9 protein-coding genes are annotated in these 15,418 nt (G+C 57.8%); 2 read left to right on the forward strand and 7 right to left on the reverse strand.

Annotated elements, in window-relative coordinates:
• Nucleotides 1–177: 177 nt before the first annotated feature.
• Nucleotides 178–1,494, forward strand: a complete 1,317-nt coding sequence (locus tag DXK50_RS22580) for a mechanosensitive ion channel family protein (RefSeq protein WP_212631800.1) — start codon at nucleotides 178–180, stop codon at nucleotides 1,492–1,494.
• A 439-nt stretch (nucleotides 1,495–1,933) separates the two neighbouring features.
• Nucleotides 1,934–2,842 carry a DMT family transporter gene (locus DXK50_RS22585; protein ID WP_212631801.1) on the forward strand — a complete coding sequence of 303 codons (909 nt, stop codon included), beginning with the start codon at nucleotides 1,934–1,936 and terminating at the stop codon, nucleotides 2,840–2,842.
• A 137-nt stretch (nucleotides 2,843–2,979) separates the two neighbouring features.
• On the opposite strand, the gene DXK50_RS25015 is transcribed toward DXK50_RS22585, so the two are convergent.
• From DXK50_RS25015 to DXK50_RS22620, 7 genes are all read right to left on the reverse strand, one after another.
• Nucleotides 2,980–3,270, reverse strand: a complete 291-nt coding sequence (locus DXK50_RS25015) for a hypothetical protein (protein ID WP_249186978.1) — start codon at nucleotides 3,268–3,270, stop codon at nucleotides 2,980–2,982.
• Between the two features lie 255 nt (nucleotides 3,271–3,525).
• On the reverse strand, nucleotides 3,526–5,187 hold the full coding sequence (locus DXK50_RS22595) for a diguanylate cyclase (protein ID WP_212631802.1): 1,662 nt from the start codon (nucleotides 5,185–5,187) through the stop codon (nucleotides 3,526–3,528).
• Nucleotides 5,180–5,566: a response regulator gene (locus tag DXK50_RS22600; protein WP_047306314.1), complete on the reverse strand. Its 387-nt coding sequence runs from the start codon at nucleotides 5,564–5,566 to the stop codon at nucleotides 5,180–5,182. Before DXK50_RS22600 ends, DXK50_RS22595 begins: the two co-directional genes overlap by 8 nt.
• On the reverse strand, nucleotides 5,559–8,249 hold the full coding sequence (locus DXK50_RS22605; protein WP_212631803.1) for a hybrid sensor histidine kinase/response regulator: 2,691 nt from the start codon (nucleotides 8,247–8,249) through the stop codon (nucleotides 5,559–5,561). Before DXK50_RS22605 ends, DXK50_RS22600 begins: the two co-directional genes overlap by 8 nt.
• Before the next feature lie 175 nt (nucleotides 8,250–8,424).
• Nucleotides 8,425–10,389, reverse strand: a complete 1,965-nt coding sequence (locus DXK50_RS22610) for an ATP-binding protein (RefSeq protein ID WP_212631804.1) — start codon at nucleotides 10,387–10,389, stop codon at nucleotides 8,425–8,427.
• The gene (locus tag DXK50_RS22615) at nucleotides 10,386–12,293 is read right to left on the reverse strand and encodes a hybrid sensor histidine kinase/response regulator (protein WP_212631805.1); all 1,908 of its coding nucleotides are present in this window, start codon (nucleotides 12,291–12,293) and stop codon (nucleotides 10,386–10,388) included. Before DXK50_RS22615 ends, DXK50_RS22610 begins: the two co-directional genes overlap by 4 nt.
• On the reverse strand, nucleotides 12,290–14,989 hold the full coding sequence (locus DXK50_RS22620) for a PAS domain-containing sensor histidine kinase (protein WP_212631806.1): 2,700 nt from the start codon (nucleotides 14,987–14,989) through the stop codon (nucleotides 12,290–12,292). The genes DXK50_RS22615 and DXK50_RS22620 overlap by 4 nt, the downstream gene beginning before the upstream one ends.
• Nucleotides 14,990–15,418: the final 429 nt, after the last annotated feature.

Consider the following 15,418-nt stretch of genomic DNA (forward strand, 5'->3'; position numbering starts at 1 on the left):
GGGCGCACAGGGACGTGCGCCAGGCGCTCCGGTTCTCCGCGAGGTGCAGCGGGCTACGTCGGGTAGCTGCAGCCTTGGGGTCATGACGGTTACCTATACTGGAGCTTGCCCGCTGTCAGCCAGGGTTCGTCCCGGCAGCGAGGCAGCCAACCGGGAGCGATACAAGGATTGCCGGAAATGATTCCTGAAAGTCTCAACACGCAGTTCGAACAATCCGCCAATACCCTGCAAACGCTACTGCTCCAACCGGAGACCTATACGCAGATCGGCATCGTCCTGGCGATCTACGTCGGCGCGTGGCTGATTGCCAAACGCATCCAGAAACATACCGCGTCGCTGGGGGCGAGCAGCCAACGGCTGCACGTCTTCATCAAGAAGCTGAGCGATCTGATCTTCCCGGTGACGGCCATCCTGATGCTGCGGGTATCGCTCGAGATCAGCGAGAACCTGCTCAGCCAGGGCTGGCTGGTGCAGGCCGCGCTGATCATTTCGGTGATCCTCATATTCCGCTCGGTCATCCGCAATTTCGTCACCCACAAGCTGCTTGCGACGATGCTCAGGTGGCTGGGCATTCCGCTGTTGTTCCTGCACATGGTCGGCCTGCTGGGCGGCCTGATCCAGATTCTCGAATCCATTTCGGTCAATCTCGGCAACATCGAGATATCGCTCTACGGCATCGCCCGCGTGGCCATCTTCGGCTCCATCCTGTTCTGGCTCGGACGCGTCAGCAGCCGGACGGGGCGCGACTTCATCGCCCACCAGGAAAACCTCGACGAACGCACCCGGGAAGTGGCAGCCAAGCTGTTCGAAGTGGCGATCTTCTTCCTGATCTTTCTCCTGCTGCTGCAGATCATGGGGATCAACCTCACCACGCTCGCGGTGTTCGGCGGGGCGCTGGGGGTCGGCCTGGGCTTCGGCCTGCAGGCGATTGCCTCCAATTTCATCTCCGGCATCATCATCCTGCTCGACCGCTCGGTATCGATCGGCGACTACGTCGAACTCGAGGATGGCCGCACGGGTATCGTGCGCGAACTGAACATGCGCTCGACCACGCTGGAAACCTACGACGGCAAGGACATCGTGGTGCCGAACGAGAAGTTCATCGCCGAGATCTTCACCAACTGGACGCACAAGGACAAAAGCCAGCGTTATCGCGTCGACTTTTCGGTCGCCTACGACTCCGACATCCGCAAGCTGATCGCCATCATCAAGGACGTGGTCGCCAGCCATCCGCAGGTGTTCAGCGGCGACGACGTACCCATCGAGGAACGCCCGGACTGCGAGATAGACAGCTTCGGCGACTCGGGCATCAACATGTTCGTCGAGTTCTGGATGGAGGGCGTCGACGACGGCCGCAATCGCGTCGGCGGGGACCTGCTGCTGATGATTCTGGAAGCACTGCAAGAGCACGGCTTCGAGATTCCCTTCCCGCAGCGAGAAGTGCGCATCCTGGACAGGAAGGCGTCCGCGCGAAAGGCGACGGACAGCCCGTGAGCTTTGGCAGCAATCGACATGCCGAGCAGGGTGAGCGGGTGGGCATCGCTCATTGGTGAGGCGTGATCGGCGCGTCGGGCTGGGCACGATGAGCGACACTGGCGCGCTGACGCTTTGCCGTACCTGCTGACCAGCCTTGGGGCAGTCATCAGAGGCCTCCAGACCTGTCTGGCCTGGGTGCCTGGTGACGGCGCCACGTTGGAGGCGCTATGTGCTGGCTGGATGTTCGCGACGGCGAGCCTGCAACGGTGAAACCTGTGGCGATCATTCACAATGAGCCCTGTTGACAGGCTGACGTACAGGCTAGTTAATAGCCACAGATGAAAGCGCTGTACCGACTTGCCTTAACGTTAGAGAAGAGATCGAAGGCACCCTCGGGCTTTCTTGCGGCTTCCCTCCGCATGCTCTAACCACTCTAATTTGAATGGATGGTTTTTGCATGCCTGCTCGTCAGACCTACCTTTGCCTGTTGATCCTTGGAACCGCGTTCTGGGGGATTTCGTTTGCCTTTACCAAGGTGGGAGTTGCAGACGGGTCACCGTTTGTCTTTCTCGGGTACAAGTTCGCACTCGCCGCGCTAGTTCTTTGCGTGGTCTTCTTCAGACGGCTGAAGCAGATCAACAAGGAAGCGCTGCTGGCTGGGGTGGCCATAGGTTTTCCCCTTTGCCTGGGCAATATCTTCCAAACTGTGGGGCTTCAGCACACCAGCATCACCAATACGGCATTCATCACCGGGCTGGATGTACTGTTGATTCCGCTCTTCAAGTGGGCGCTCTTCCGAAAGCGCGTCGAGCCTCGTATCTGGATCTGTTGCGCCGTCGCCTTGACCGGTCTTTACCTGATCGTTGCCAGAACCGGGCTCACCCTCAATCCGGGTGACATCTGGATCATGTGCTGTGCAGTATTTTTTGCCTCGTACGTGCTTACGGTGGGTTTCTTCTCGCACAAATACGACTCGATGCTCATGGTCATCACCGCGCTGATTACCTGCGCGATGGGGTGCCTTTTCGCTGCGCTTTTCGATGCCAGGGCAGACTGGGCACCGCTGGATAGCGTCTTCTGGGAGGGGGTACTGTTCAGTGCATTGCTCGCGACGGCATTCATGTACGCAGTTCAGAGCGCGGCGCAGAAGTATATCGAAGAGGAAAAGGTGGCCCTGACCTACTTGTTCGAACCTATCTTTGCGGCGTTCGCTGGAGCTGTGCTCCTGGGCGAAACATTGGATGGAAGGACCCTCAGCGGTGCGGCTCTCATCTTCTCCGCTCTGCTGATCGCCGAGATTGATGCCCCCACGATCCTGTCTCGCCTGCTGCGTGTTCTGTTTGCCCCATGGGCTCGGCGCCAGTGAAGAGTTTCATGGGCTTCGGCGGGGGATTTGGCCAGTAGCAGAGGCAGCCTCCAGCGACGTGCATATGCAGCACAGTGCTATTTTCGGACGTTTGGTGACAGCCTGGCCTGCTTTGGGCAAAGTGGTAGATCACCACTTCAGTGATCTGCCACTTTGCCGGTAATGCGAGGACTGCGAGAGCAGTTGCTCTGCAGGTTGGGTACAACCACGCCCAAAGGGGCATGTTCACGGCGAATGCTCGCCAGCGGGACAATGAGCAGCAGCAGGGTCAGCACGACGGTGATTCCGATACCCCAGGCGGCCAGGGTGAATCCACCTGGCGAGATCAGCCCGCCCGAAATCGCGGGGCCAACGGCCAGCCCCAGACTTAGGAAACTGCCCGATGCGGCGACGATTCGTCCGCTTCCTTGTGGCAGACGTGAGTTCACGGAACGGCTTGTGGGCAGTTGTCGGCTGGGCGTTGCTGGTGACGAAAGGCAGGAACCGGCCAAAAGTAGCCGCTCACATCAGGCTGTTATCGTCCCTTTACGACGGGCGAAGATGTCTACGAAGTTAAGGTCGATCCCCCCCACTCATACTGAAACGCCTCTCGATGCAAGTGGATACCTCAACTTATGCCCGCAAGGCGTTTCAGGCTCTCTGAATTGCCCCTTGCTTAGCTATCCAATTAAGAAGCCTGAAATTTATATCTCAGCCAAACACACCCTATCCCGCCCCGTATTTTTTGCAGCGTAGAGCGCCTTATCGGCAGCATCGATAAGCGCACCGGCTTCCAGCTCAGCACACGATGCTATGCCTGCACTCAAGCTGACACTGAAATCTCCCATCTCACTGGAGAAGCTTATTCGCGAAAACTGCTGACGAATTTGGTCCAGTATCTGTACTGCTTGAGCTCCACCGCACTCGGGCAGCACTGCCAGGAATTCTTCGCCACCGTAGCGACCAATAACGTCGACTCTGCGGAGTCTTTGCCTGAGCAGATTAGCGAGCGCCCGAATCACGTTGTCACCAATACCATGACCGTATGAATCGTTGACCTTCTTGAAATGGTCAATATCCAGCATTACCACGCTTACAGGCTTGCCTGTACGCATTGCGCGCTCCTGCTCTACCGCAACCTGCTCCTTGATATCCGCATGCTTCAGCAGCCCCGTCAGGCTGTCTCGTGATAACGCATTGCTGAGTAGTCTTGCCCTCTGTGCCCTGGCAAACACTGTAGCGATAAGGCTCTTATCGGATATGGGCTTGGTGACGAAGTCATCGCCCGCCTTAAGCAAGGCACTCATTTGCAAGCCGATATCGGTTTCGGCCGAAAGATAGATGATCGGTATTCGGATCCAGTCATCGTTGAAGCGGATCATCTGGGCAAGCTCGGGTCCCGAGCAGCCGGGTATATTCAAATCCAGCAGCAGAACCTCTGGACTGAATTGAGCAATGGTCTCAAGTAGCTGGCTCGGCTCATTGACTACCTCAACCAGCATATTTGCCGCGCTCAGCACCAAGCGATAGTGATTGGCCAACTCATAGTCATCATCAACGATCAACACTCGATAGGGAGTCCCCCCTTGTTGGGCGAAACACCTCTCAAGGCGACTCTCAAGCTTGGCCACATCAACAGGTTTGCTGAAAGAACCGACGGCACCAAGGCGTGCAGCCTGTAGCTGAGTATCGAAGTCATCCTGCGTCGTCAGCACCAGCAACGGAGGCACCTGCGGGAGACGAGCAAGCAGTGAGGACGCGTACTCCAATCCGCTCTGCTGAGCGGTGCCGAGATTGACGTCGACAATCAAAGCATCAGGACTCTGCCGCGCTATCGCCTCATCAAGTTCGGTAGTGCAGATAAAGTGGCGAGCTTGATAGCCGAACGTCGAGAGCGTTCGACGGATGCTCTCACCCACACTTTCTTCATCCTCGAGGATGTAGATGAGACGGGAGCCTTCGTTCGGGGCGCTGCTGCGCGGCAGCTCGATAGGGGCGGGAGCAGGATTCACCCTTACTGCTAGATCTGAAGTGCACGCCAGTGCCTGGATATCATCAACAAAAGTGTCCAATCCCTTGCGCTGCAACTCTAGACTGCTGAGCCATTGCTGCGAGTGCTGCTCAAGCAATCGAGCTTGATCTCCCAGCTCCTTGAAGCCGAAGGTACCTGCACTCCCCGCTAGCTTATGCAGCTGGTTGCGCAGATCCTGTAGGTGTTCAAGCTGCTCTGTTGGATCAGAGGAACGCTGCAACTGCTGCGCCCTATCTGCCAGCTGCGGCAGCTCTTCCTTGAGGCGCTGTGCAAACTGCTCGCCCAACAGCTGTAACTGAGCTTGCAGGTCAGCCAACGGCTTCTGTCTATCCATTCGAGCGGCTCCAAATGGCACGTATCTGACTTGCCAACTGCATCGGATCGAAGGGTTTTATGATTACGTCACGTGCGCCGAGGCTCAGGTAATGTTCGACCTCTGCAGGCTGTACCTTGGCAGTCATAAAGGCAACAGGGACAACGTTGATGTCCACTAGGTTGACCAATTGCTCAAGCGTCTGCGGGCCATCCATTCCGGGCATCATGACATCCAGCAGAATAAAATCCGGCGCAAAACCTGCCACTCTCTCGATGGCGTCCTGACCGCTGCTGCAACTCAGCACCTCGAATCCGCCGACAGCCTCCAGGGCGACTTTGGCCACAGCCTGAATGGAGGGGTCGTCCTCCACATGCAATATGCGCTTCAGCTCAGGCATGATCATCCCCTTTGGTCGGTAGTAGGCGAGCGAGCACATCCAGGAAGGCCTGTGGCTCTGTTCGGGATTTGGCCAATGCTGCCTCGACAAAACTCAGCTGTTCCGTCGAAAGCTCTGTCGAAGACAGTACCACTATCGGTAGTCCTGGATGGGCCTGATGAATCTCCTCAATGAGAGTGAAGCCATCACCATCTGGCAGGTGCAGGTCAAGCAGCACCAGATCCCATGAGCCACATGCTAACTGCTGCCGGGCCTCCATGAGATTACCGGCCCCCTCGCACGCAGCCAGGCTTCTAGCCTGCTCGGCAACCACCATGCGCAGATCAAGATCATCCTCGATATGCAGAATGCGAGGCTGTCCCCGCGTGCTGCCGAGTGCACGACGCAGGCCGCTCAGTAGTCGATGCGGGTCGATGGGTTTATCCAGCCAGTCAACAATGTGCATACCCCCCTGGAGATTAAGTTGCCCTTGCTCGGCTGCCGCGGAGATGACAATGACGGGTAAATCCTTCTTGCGCAGTACACGCTGAATTTCCAACAGGATCTCAAAACCGTGGCCGTCAGGCAGGCGTAAGTCCAAGGTTACGGCGGCCACTTCGCGCGTTGCCAGGATATGCCTCGCCTCAGCCAGGTTTTCAGCCAGTGCTGCCTGATAACCACCGCCCTCAAGCATTAGCTGGAGCAGCCGGGCTACGTCAGGCTCATCCTCCACCACCAGGATGGTTGGACGCTGAATATCAGTGAGTGGATGGTTATCGACCAGCACCGGCAGCTCGAACCAAAACGTGCTGCCTTGGCCCTCAAGAGAATCAAAGCCCACCTGGCCACCCATACGCTCAATAAGTTCTTTGGTTATCGCCAGGCCAAGTCCGGTGCCGCCCTTTTGCCGTTGATCACTGCTGTCTGCCTGGGAGAACTTCTGGAAGATGTGTGGGTGGAAATGCTCCGGGATGCCCCGCCCACTGTCTGTGACGCTTACTCTGACGCGCCCATCTCTAAGCGTACTGTGCAGCCGCACCGAAGCGCCGGAAGGAGAGAACTTGATGGCGTTTGACAAGTAATTGGCGAGCACCTGTTGCAGCCGAAGCGCATCGGCACGCACCTTGACAGGAGGCATGGGATCAAGCGCCAGCTGCACCTGATGTTGCTCAGCATAGGAGGCATTGCTGAGAAGGGCTTCATTGAGTTGCTGACCCAACTCGAGGTTGGTGAACTCGAAACTGAGCTTCCCGGCGGCGAGTTTGTCCATGTCCAGAAGATCATTGATCAGGTGGCATAGCCGCTGACTATTCTGCTGGGCGATTTCCAGCATGGGTCGCATGCTGTCCGGTACGGCGCCAAGCGCGCCGCCGGTGACCAAGCCCAAAGAGCCTGAAATCGAGGTCAGTGGCGTACGTAGCTCATGACTGACCGTGGAGACAAAATCACTCTTGAGCTGCTCGATGCGCTTCTGCTCGGTAAGGTCCATCGCGGTGCCGCTGGCGCCGAGCATACGTCCGTCTGGCGAGCATCGAATCAGCGCTCGCAAAAGCACGGGCAGAGGTTGGCCATCCTGGCATATCAATCGGCACTCGTGATTGAGGTAATGCTCTATCGCCCCTTCAGGAGCCGTAAGCCGGGCACGAAGCGCCGCGACATCGTCAGCGTGGACCAGTTGCACAAGGTCCCTGAGAGGCGGCTGAGGCCCCTGGTCGGGATACCCGAGCATCTGCCAGGTATGAGTCGAGGCAAAGAAACGGCCCGCCTCAGTGTCCTGGTCCCACCAGCCATCGTGGCCACCCTGCAAGACGCGTTGAAGTCTTGCCTTGCTATGGCGCAGCTGGGATGTCATATCGTTAGCCAGGCCGATGGCTCGCTGCTGGCCATTGGCAAGAGCCTGCGTGAGAAAAAACAGCAGCAAGCTGATCACGCCACCCAGAATCAGCAACAGGCCCTGCCCTTGCTGGAAGCGCCCGTAGAACCCGGGCGGCATATAGAAGCTCACAGTAAGTGGCTGACCAAACAACTCCAGCTGCTCGGTGCGTGAAGGTTTATCTGCCTGCTCAAGCCGCGGATGGCTGATGAAAATCCTCTGTTCAGGAGAGGCTATTGCTCCTGTGTAGAGGGCGAAGTCGATCTGCAAATCCCTACCATCGAGAACCGCTTGCATCAGATCGGTCACACGGTAAGGGTTATAGACGAAACCACGTATTGCTTCCCAGCGCTTGGCAGAAGAATTCAACGGTGCCCCGGGCCGATAGACCGGCACGTACATCAGCAAACCTGCTTGAACAGGCCCCTTATTCTCCTGAACGAGCGTAACTTTGCTGCTCAGCTGGGGGAGGCCGGTTTCAACCGCCCTGCTCATGGCTGCACGCCGCGTAGGCTCGGAAAACATGTCAAAGCCGAAAGCCGCCAGGTTTCGCCCTGTAAATGGCTCCAGGTAGATAATTGACGTATACAGATCGCGCTTTCCTGCAGGTTTAATGGCGAACTCAGCAAAGCCCTGTTTGCGCAGGCTCTCCTCAAAACTCTGCAGTTGATCCGGCCGCACGACCTGGCTGTAGCCAAGACCAAGAATTCCTGGGTAGTTGGACTCCAGATCCAAACGTTGCACATAGCGCCGCCACTCATCGCGGCTCACGTCGTTGCTAGCGTCGAACAGACCTGCCCCTCCCAGCAGTATCTGGCGATGATTGTTCATCCGCTTCTCGATCGCCTCCAGCACCTCATTACCCAGTTGCTGAACTCACGATCGGCTGCTTTCTCCTGGATGGCGCTAAGCGCGTACCAAGCTCCCAGAGTGCTCAATAAGCCGCACAAAAGAACCACGAGAGGCATCCATCGGGGCCCTTTGGCCAAAGCATGTTCAAGCATCGTCATAGCGTTTCATCCTGAAATAGAGCGGGTAGCTCAACCCAAAAAACAGAGCCGCCTCCGGGACGCGGATAGAAGCCGATGCATCCTACCATGCGTTCCATCAGCTCCTTGCTGATGGCAAGCCCCAGCCCGGTGCCACCTTTCTGCCGACGGTCACTGGCATCGGCCTGGGAGAACTTCTCGAAAAGACGATCAACAAACTCGGCTGGAACGCCAGGCCCCTGATCGACCACCAAAATTCTGATCTGTCCGCCAAGCGCCTGAGCAGATAGAAGCACCTGACTGCCTGCTGGCGAGAACTTCAGGGCATTGGACAGCAGGTTGCTGAGCACCTGCTGTAAGCGCATTGGGTCCGCGGTGACTTGGGCTACCGGCCCTCCCGTGTAGCTAAGCTGCACATCATGCTGACGGGCGAACCCCTGATGGCTAGTGACACACTCGGCCAGGAAGCTGTCGATATCCAGTTGCTGGGGGATAAAGCTCATCTTGCCTGCAAGCAACTTGTCCATGTCCAGCAGATCATCGATTAATTGCCGCAAGCGCTGAGAATTGCTCTGGGCGATCGACAGCATCTCTCGCATTGCATTCGGAACAGGACCCAATGCCTCACCGTTGATCAGCCCCAGCGAGCCCGCAATGGAAGTAAGGGGCGTGCGCAGCTCATGACTGACGGTCGAGACAAACTCGTTCTTCATCTGCTCCAGATGTTTTCGCTGAGTGATGTCAGTGATAAAGCCATGCCAGAGAATGCTGTCGTCGGCACGCGGCTGTGGCATAGCCCGACCTTCCAGCCATATGAGGCCCTTTATGGGATGCAGGAAACGGTACTCTCGGTGCCAGACGCTCAGGTGTTCCGCTGACGTCTGAATGCTGGCGGTCACGGCGAGAAGATCATCCGGGTGAATACGCGCGAAAACGCTGCTCGCGTCTTCTCGCACCTCTTCGGGCTGCAGTCCGTAAACATCCCGTAGCCCCTCGCTGGCATAGGGGAAGCAACTGCGACCGTCGGAATACAGCTGGAACTGGTAGACCACACCGGGAAGTTGCTCGGCGATGTGCTGCAGGCGCTGCAGCGCTTCCTCGCGGTAGCTCAGGTCATTGAGGATGCAGAGATAGCCCATTTGTGCACTGCCATCCATGGCAATCGGCGCCAGGCTGAACAGCACGGGAATGCGCTGACCCTTGCGATGTCGTGCCCTCAACTCATGCAGACTGGCCTGCTCAGAGCCGCAGTTGAAAGACGGCCTGACGGGATCGGGTTGCAGCTGACGCTCCTCATCCGGTAGCACCAGTCCGAGACTTTGACCGACCAGGGCATCCACTTCGTAGCCCAGAAGAGGCAGAACCCCCGGACTGGCCTGCCGAATCACGCCTGCCATGTCAGTGATCAACACCGCAGTTCCTACACTGCTCAAAATCGCCTTATGCAACGCCGCCTGCTCTTGCTGCTGCCGCGTCTGCAAGCGCAGTTCAAACAGATTGATGGCCTGCTGCGCGAGCAGTTTGAGGGCGCCTTTCTGTTGCACGCTGAGTTGACGTGGCTGGCGGTCAATCACGCACAGGGTGCCCAGGTTATGGCCTTCACTGTCAGCGAGCGGCATGCCGGCATAGAAGCGAATATCCGGAGCGCCGGTCACCAGCGGATTGTCCCTGAAGCGTGGATCCAGTAGGGCATTTTCCACTTCGAACAAGGTTTCGCCGTTGATGGCATGCGCACAGAACGCCAGCTCTCGCGGCGTTTCACGGGCGTCCAGCCCCTGCCGACTCTTGAACCACTGACGCTCGGCATCGACCAACGAGATCAGCGCAATAGGGGTTTCGCAGATCTGCGCCGCCAACGCGGTGATGTTGTCGAACATGGCCTCGGCAGGCGTATCAAGCAGCTCAAATCTGAGCAGAGCGGCGAGGCGACTACTTTCATTCGACGGTGTAGGTGGATGCCCTGGAGACTTGCGCGTCGTCATTCCTTGACCACCTGACTGGCAATGGGCAGCTCAAACCAGAAGGTGCTGCCCAAGTGTTCCCGTGATTCGTAACCAATGCGTCCCGACATGGCTTCGATGAGTTCCTTGCAGATGGCCAGTCCCAGCCCGGTGCCACCCTTCTGCCGGGCATCGCCCGCATCCGCTTGGGAAAACCGGCTGAATATCCGGCTCTTGAATTCGTCCTTAATACCAATACCACGGTCCCTGACACTAACCCTCAGCCAGTCGTGATCGACACTTGCTTTGAGAGTTACGACTGATCCGGGCGGGGAAAACTTGACCGCGTTGGAAATCAGGTTGGCCAGGATTTGCGCCAGACGCTGACTATCGAAGGCGACGTTGACCTCTACAGGATGGCCGACCAGCTCAAGCGCAACCTGATATTGATCAGCATAAGGCTGGTTGTGCGTGATGGCATCCTCAAGCAGCGGCCAGATGGGTTGCTCGCGGATGTCGTAACGCATTTTCCCGGCCATCAGTTTTTCCATATCCAGCAGATCGTTGATCAGCTCATGCAAGCGCGAACTGTTGGACTGAGCGATTTGTAGCAGTGCCTGCATCGCTTGTGGCACCTCGCCCAGAACCCCCCCATTGATCAAGCCGAGGGAGCCTGCAATGGAAGTCAGTGGCGTGCGCAGTTCATGGCTGACACTGGCAATGAACTCGCGTTGCATCTGCTGCAGACGTAAACGCTCGGTGATGTCCTGAATATGCAGTATGCACAATGCTTCGCCGGTCACCGATTGCCCAAGCCAGGAGGCACTGCATTCGACGTCGACAGGGTTCTGCTCTGCATCCAGTAGCCGTATCCACCAGCCCCGCCGCGCCTGCCCGGACTCTTGGGCGAGGTGTTGGCGCAACAGCTCACGGTCACTCGGCAGGCAGAAATCAGCCAGTACCGCACTCACTAACTCTTCGCGGCTACGTTCAAGAATTTGGCATAGCGCCTGATTGACTTCCAAAAGCTGCCCCGTGGCTTTCAGCATTGCCATTCCTTGCGGAGCCAGGTCGAAGGCTCGCATGAAGTCCTGCTGACTCCTGCTCAGCGCCTGGGCCAGGCTTGCTCTGCGACGATGCAAATGCATCATCCAGGCCGCCAGACAGGTGATGAGCAGGGCCAAGCTCCAGCCCAAAGCCCTGGCCAGGGTCAAAGCAACCAGCGGCTGAGATGTACTCGAAACCTGCAGTTGCCATTTTGCTCCGGCCAGCGATACCGGCAGGCGAACGTTGCCTGCCGAGGCTGCTGCGGGGGCATCGAAGGGTAGGAGGGCAATCGCGAGATCACGCTGGCGCGCCAAGGCATCCAGGTAAGCCATGAGCCGGTCGTAATCAATCACCGTGCTGATCAGCCCCCAGTAGCGTTGGTCCTGCAAATACACCGGCACCCTGTAGACAAGACCTCTGCCGCCCTGCACCAGATTCAGGGGGCCATCCAGTTGCGGCGCCCTGTTTGCGATGATGTGCTGAACCCGCGGCCACTGCTCGGCAAGGTCGGGGTAGTAAAGCCCCAGAGCGGACTCATTTCCTTCAAGCGGGTAGAGGTAAGCAATCCGGTTATCCGGCGCCAATCCAATATTGCGGATATAGCGTCCCTGGGCGAACAGTCCACGCAGCCAGGGTTGCAGCTCGGTTGCATCCAGGCGGCCCTGCTTGGTCGGTATATAACTGGCCAAGCCGCTGGCGAGGTGCAGCGTGGCATTGAGTTCGGCCAACAGAACCGCCCTCATTTCGTAGCCCTGGGCACGCAGAAAACGCTGCTCCTCCTGATCCCTATACTGGTTGTAGCGCCAGAGTCCAAGCTCTACCAGGCCACCCATTAGCAGCAGTGTCACCAGAAGCCATATACAGGTAATGACGCTTGGCTTGTAGTTGGGCCGGATCAAGGCTGTTGCTCCACAGGCAGCTCCACCCAGAAGACTGTCCCCTGGCCCTCGACGGACTCAAAGCCGATGGCTCCCGCCATGCGCTCAATCAGTTCCTTGGTGATCGCCAGCCCCAGGCCTGTTCCGCCTTTCTGCCGGGTATCCGTGGCATCAGCCTGTGAGAACTTGCCGAAGATGCGCGCGCGAAAGGCCTCAGGGATGCCCATGCCAAAGTCACGCACGCTGATGCGCACCCGCGCATCGGCCAGGGCTGCAGAAACCTCAACATCAGCGCCCGGCGCAGAGAACTTGGCCGCATTGGAGAGCAGGTTGGCCATGACCTGATCAAAGCGCTGCCTGTCTACCCGTACCTCGACATCCAGCGGCGGCGGCTTCAAATGTAGAGTCACCGAATGCTGCGTGGCATAGGGCTGGTTCTGTTCGACGGCCGTCGCCAGCAGCGGCCAGAGTTTTAGCCTGTGCAGATCAAGCGTCATTTTGCCGGCCACGAGCTTGTCCATGTCCAGCAGGTCATTGATCAAACCTGACAAGCGCTGGCTGTTACTCTGGGCGATACGCAACATTTCCCCCATCTGTGCAGGGACCTCGCCCAGCGCCCCGCCATTGATCAGACCTAGCGCCCCGGCAATTGAGGTGAGTGGTGTGCGCAACTCGTGGCTGACGGTGGAGACGAACTCATTCTTCATTCGCTCGATTCGCTTGCGCTCGCTGACGTCGCGGACTACGGCGATAAAGCGACGCTGACCCTGCAAGGTGATCTGCGACACCGCGAGCTCCATGGTGAACAGCTCGCCATTGCGCCGCAGTCCAGGCAATTCCAAGGCCTTACCCAGCATGCGTGGCACGCCACTCTCGCGGTAGGCCAATAGGAACTCATCATGCTGATCGCGGTAGTGCTCGGGTATCAGAAAATTAACATTCTGCCCTGTCACGTCTGCTTTCGCGTAACCGAACATCCGCTCGGCAGCCGGGTTGAAGGTTTCAATCAACCCGCTCTCATCGATGGTCACGATGGCATCGATGACGTTGTCCAGCAGGGTGCTGAGGTATTCTTCACGTTCCCGCAGGCGTTTCTCGGCCTCGAAGCGATCCGTAATGTCCTGAATCTGTGACACGAAGTGCAGGGGTACCCCCAGAGCGTCGCGTACCAATGAAACACTGAGCAGAATCCACAGCACGTTGCCGCGCTTGTCGATGTAACGCTTCTCCAGTTGGTAGTCGGCGATCACACCCTCCAGAAGCTGTTGCAGAAGTGCCAAATCCTTGGCCAGGTCATCGGGATGGGTAATGTGCTGAAAGTCGAGTTGCAGTAACTCTTCACGGCTGTAACCCAGCATGCGACAGAGGGCGTCATTGACCTCCATCCAGCGCCCGTCAAGGTCGACGATGGCCATGCCCTGCGGAGCGGTATTAAATGCACCACTGAAGCGCCGCTCGCTGACGCGCAGTGCGTCCTCGGCTGCCTTGCGGTCGCTGATATCCCAGATGAAACCGGACACCCAGAGCAGCTCGCCGTTAGCGCCGTATTCACCCCGACCTTGCTCCCTCACCCAGACGCTGTGACCGTCTACATGCTTAAGCCGGTAGGTGAGCTCAAATTTTTCATGTCGCTCAATGGCCGCGACGGACTGGTAGGTGATGTGCAGGTCATCAGGGTGCACGACACTGGAAAAGCTGCGTACACGGTTATCAATGAAGTCACTGGCCGGAAAACCGGTCAGAGAAGCGACTTCATCACTCATGTAACGCATAGTCCAATTGGCATCGCTCTCACAGCGATAGACGACACCGGGCAGGTTGGCCACCAGTCCCCGGAAACGATTTTCGCTCTCCTGCAACGCTCTAGTGGTGGACTCCAATTCAGATATGTCACTAGCAATGCCCAGAAAACCGGATAGCGTGCCCTGCCTGTCGAATATGGCACTTACCGTCAGGTTCACTCTGCGCCGAGTGCCATCCTTGTGCACATAGGTCCATTGCCGCGTTTCGGGCTCTCCCTGCCGCGCCAGATGGACGAAAACCTCGAAACCACTGATCTCGCGACCTACGAGCTGTGAAAGCTCGCGACCTCGTTGCTCCACCTCATCCCCCAGGTGGATTAACGCCGGGGTCTGGAAACCAACCACTTCCTCTGCCTGATAGCCCAGCAGGCGTTGCGCGCCCCGGTTGAACAGCGTAATCAGCCCATCAGGGTTGGTGGCGATGACGCTGACGCCGGTTGCAGAGTCGAGAATGGCCTGTAGTTGGGCGCTGGTTCGATGGGCCTCATCCTGCTGCTCGCGCATCCCGGTGATGTCGGCATGGGTGCCATACATCATCAAGGGCTTGCCATCAGCGGTCCAGCTGACTACCCGCCCGCGGTCATGCACCCACACCCAGCGCCCCGACTTGTGGCGCATACGGCACTGAAAGTCATAAAAGGGCGTTTCGCCCCTGAAGTGGCGCTCCAGGCGGACGCCTGACTCACGGAGGTCATCGGGATGGGCGTGGTTTAACCAGGTATTGATGTCGACGGGGGCCAGTTCCTCGAGGCGGTAGCCAATAATCTCCGCCCAACGCTCATTGAAGGTGGTTTCACCCGTCTGAACGTTCCACTCCCATGTACCAATGTTGGTGCCATCGATGATGCACTTGAGGCGTTCGGCCTGCTCCCATGGGGCTGAGTCCGTTTTCTGCTGGCTGGAAGTGTCTCGCATTCAAAGCCCTACTGCTGGCAGATACAGTCAGTTAGATTAGATGAACCTTGCGAGAAAATCGTCAGGTGAGCCTGCCTTAATTGCGGGCGCAAGCTGACGGCGAATCTTCGCAACAAGTGACTGCTTTTGGCCGAAAGCAGCCGATCATCAGGGGCCGCTAATGGCCAGTCGATTATAGGATCTGTTCTGAACGCCTGGTTGGCGCTGTCCGCATACTGGGTGAAGCACGGCAGAGGCCGAAGCCTCTGGTGGCGAACTATGTGAAAGCCTGTCGATTTTGCATGCGGCTGAATGGTGTCGGCTAGTGAGAGCGCCTGACGGTTTTCATGCGAATACTCAGGCATGCAGCCCGAGGCCCCAAGTAACGTCTCAGGCGCAGCCAGAAGACGCACGTTTTAGCGTTGGGCTCAGCGCCTAGTAGCACATTCA

The organism is Pseudomonas sp. KB-10 (assembly GCF_018221585.1).
Taxonomy (GTDB): Bacteria; Pseudomonadota; Gammaproteobacteria; order Pseudomonadales; family Pseudomonadaceae; genus Aquipseudomonas; species Aquipseudomonas yangonensis.

Excerpts from the sequence above, each read along its gene's own strand:
- DXK50_RS22580 (WP_212631800.1), top strand. The coding sequence starts at position 178 with ATGATTCCTGAAAGTCTCAACACGCAGTTCGAACAATCCGCCAATACC.
- DXK50_RS22585 (WP_212631801.1), top strand. The coding sequence starts at position 1,934 with ATGCCTGCTCGTCAGACCTACCTTTGCCTGTTGATCCTTGGAACCGCG.
- DXK50_RS22605 (WP_212631803.1), bottom strand. The coding sequence starts at position 8,249 with ATGAACAATCATCGCCAGATACTGCTGGGAGGGGCAGGTCTGTTCGAC.
- DXK50_RS22620 (WP_212631806.1), bottom strand. The coding sequence starts at position 14,989 with ATGCGAGACACTTCCAGCCAGCAGAAAACGGACTCAGCCCCATGGGAG.
- DXK50_RS22595 (WP_212631802.1), bottom strand. The coding sequence starts at position 5,187 with ATGGATAGACAGAAGCCGTTGGCTGACCTGCAAGCTCAGTTACAGCTG.
- DXK50_RS22600 (WP_047306314.1), bottom strand. The coding sequence starts at position 5,566 with ATGCCTGAGCTGAAGCGCATATTGCATGTGGAGGACGACCCCTCCATT.
- DXK50_RS22610 (WP_212631804.1), bottom strand. The coding sequence starts at position 10,389 with ATGACGACGCGCAAGTCTCCAGGGCATCCACCTACACCGTCGAATGAA.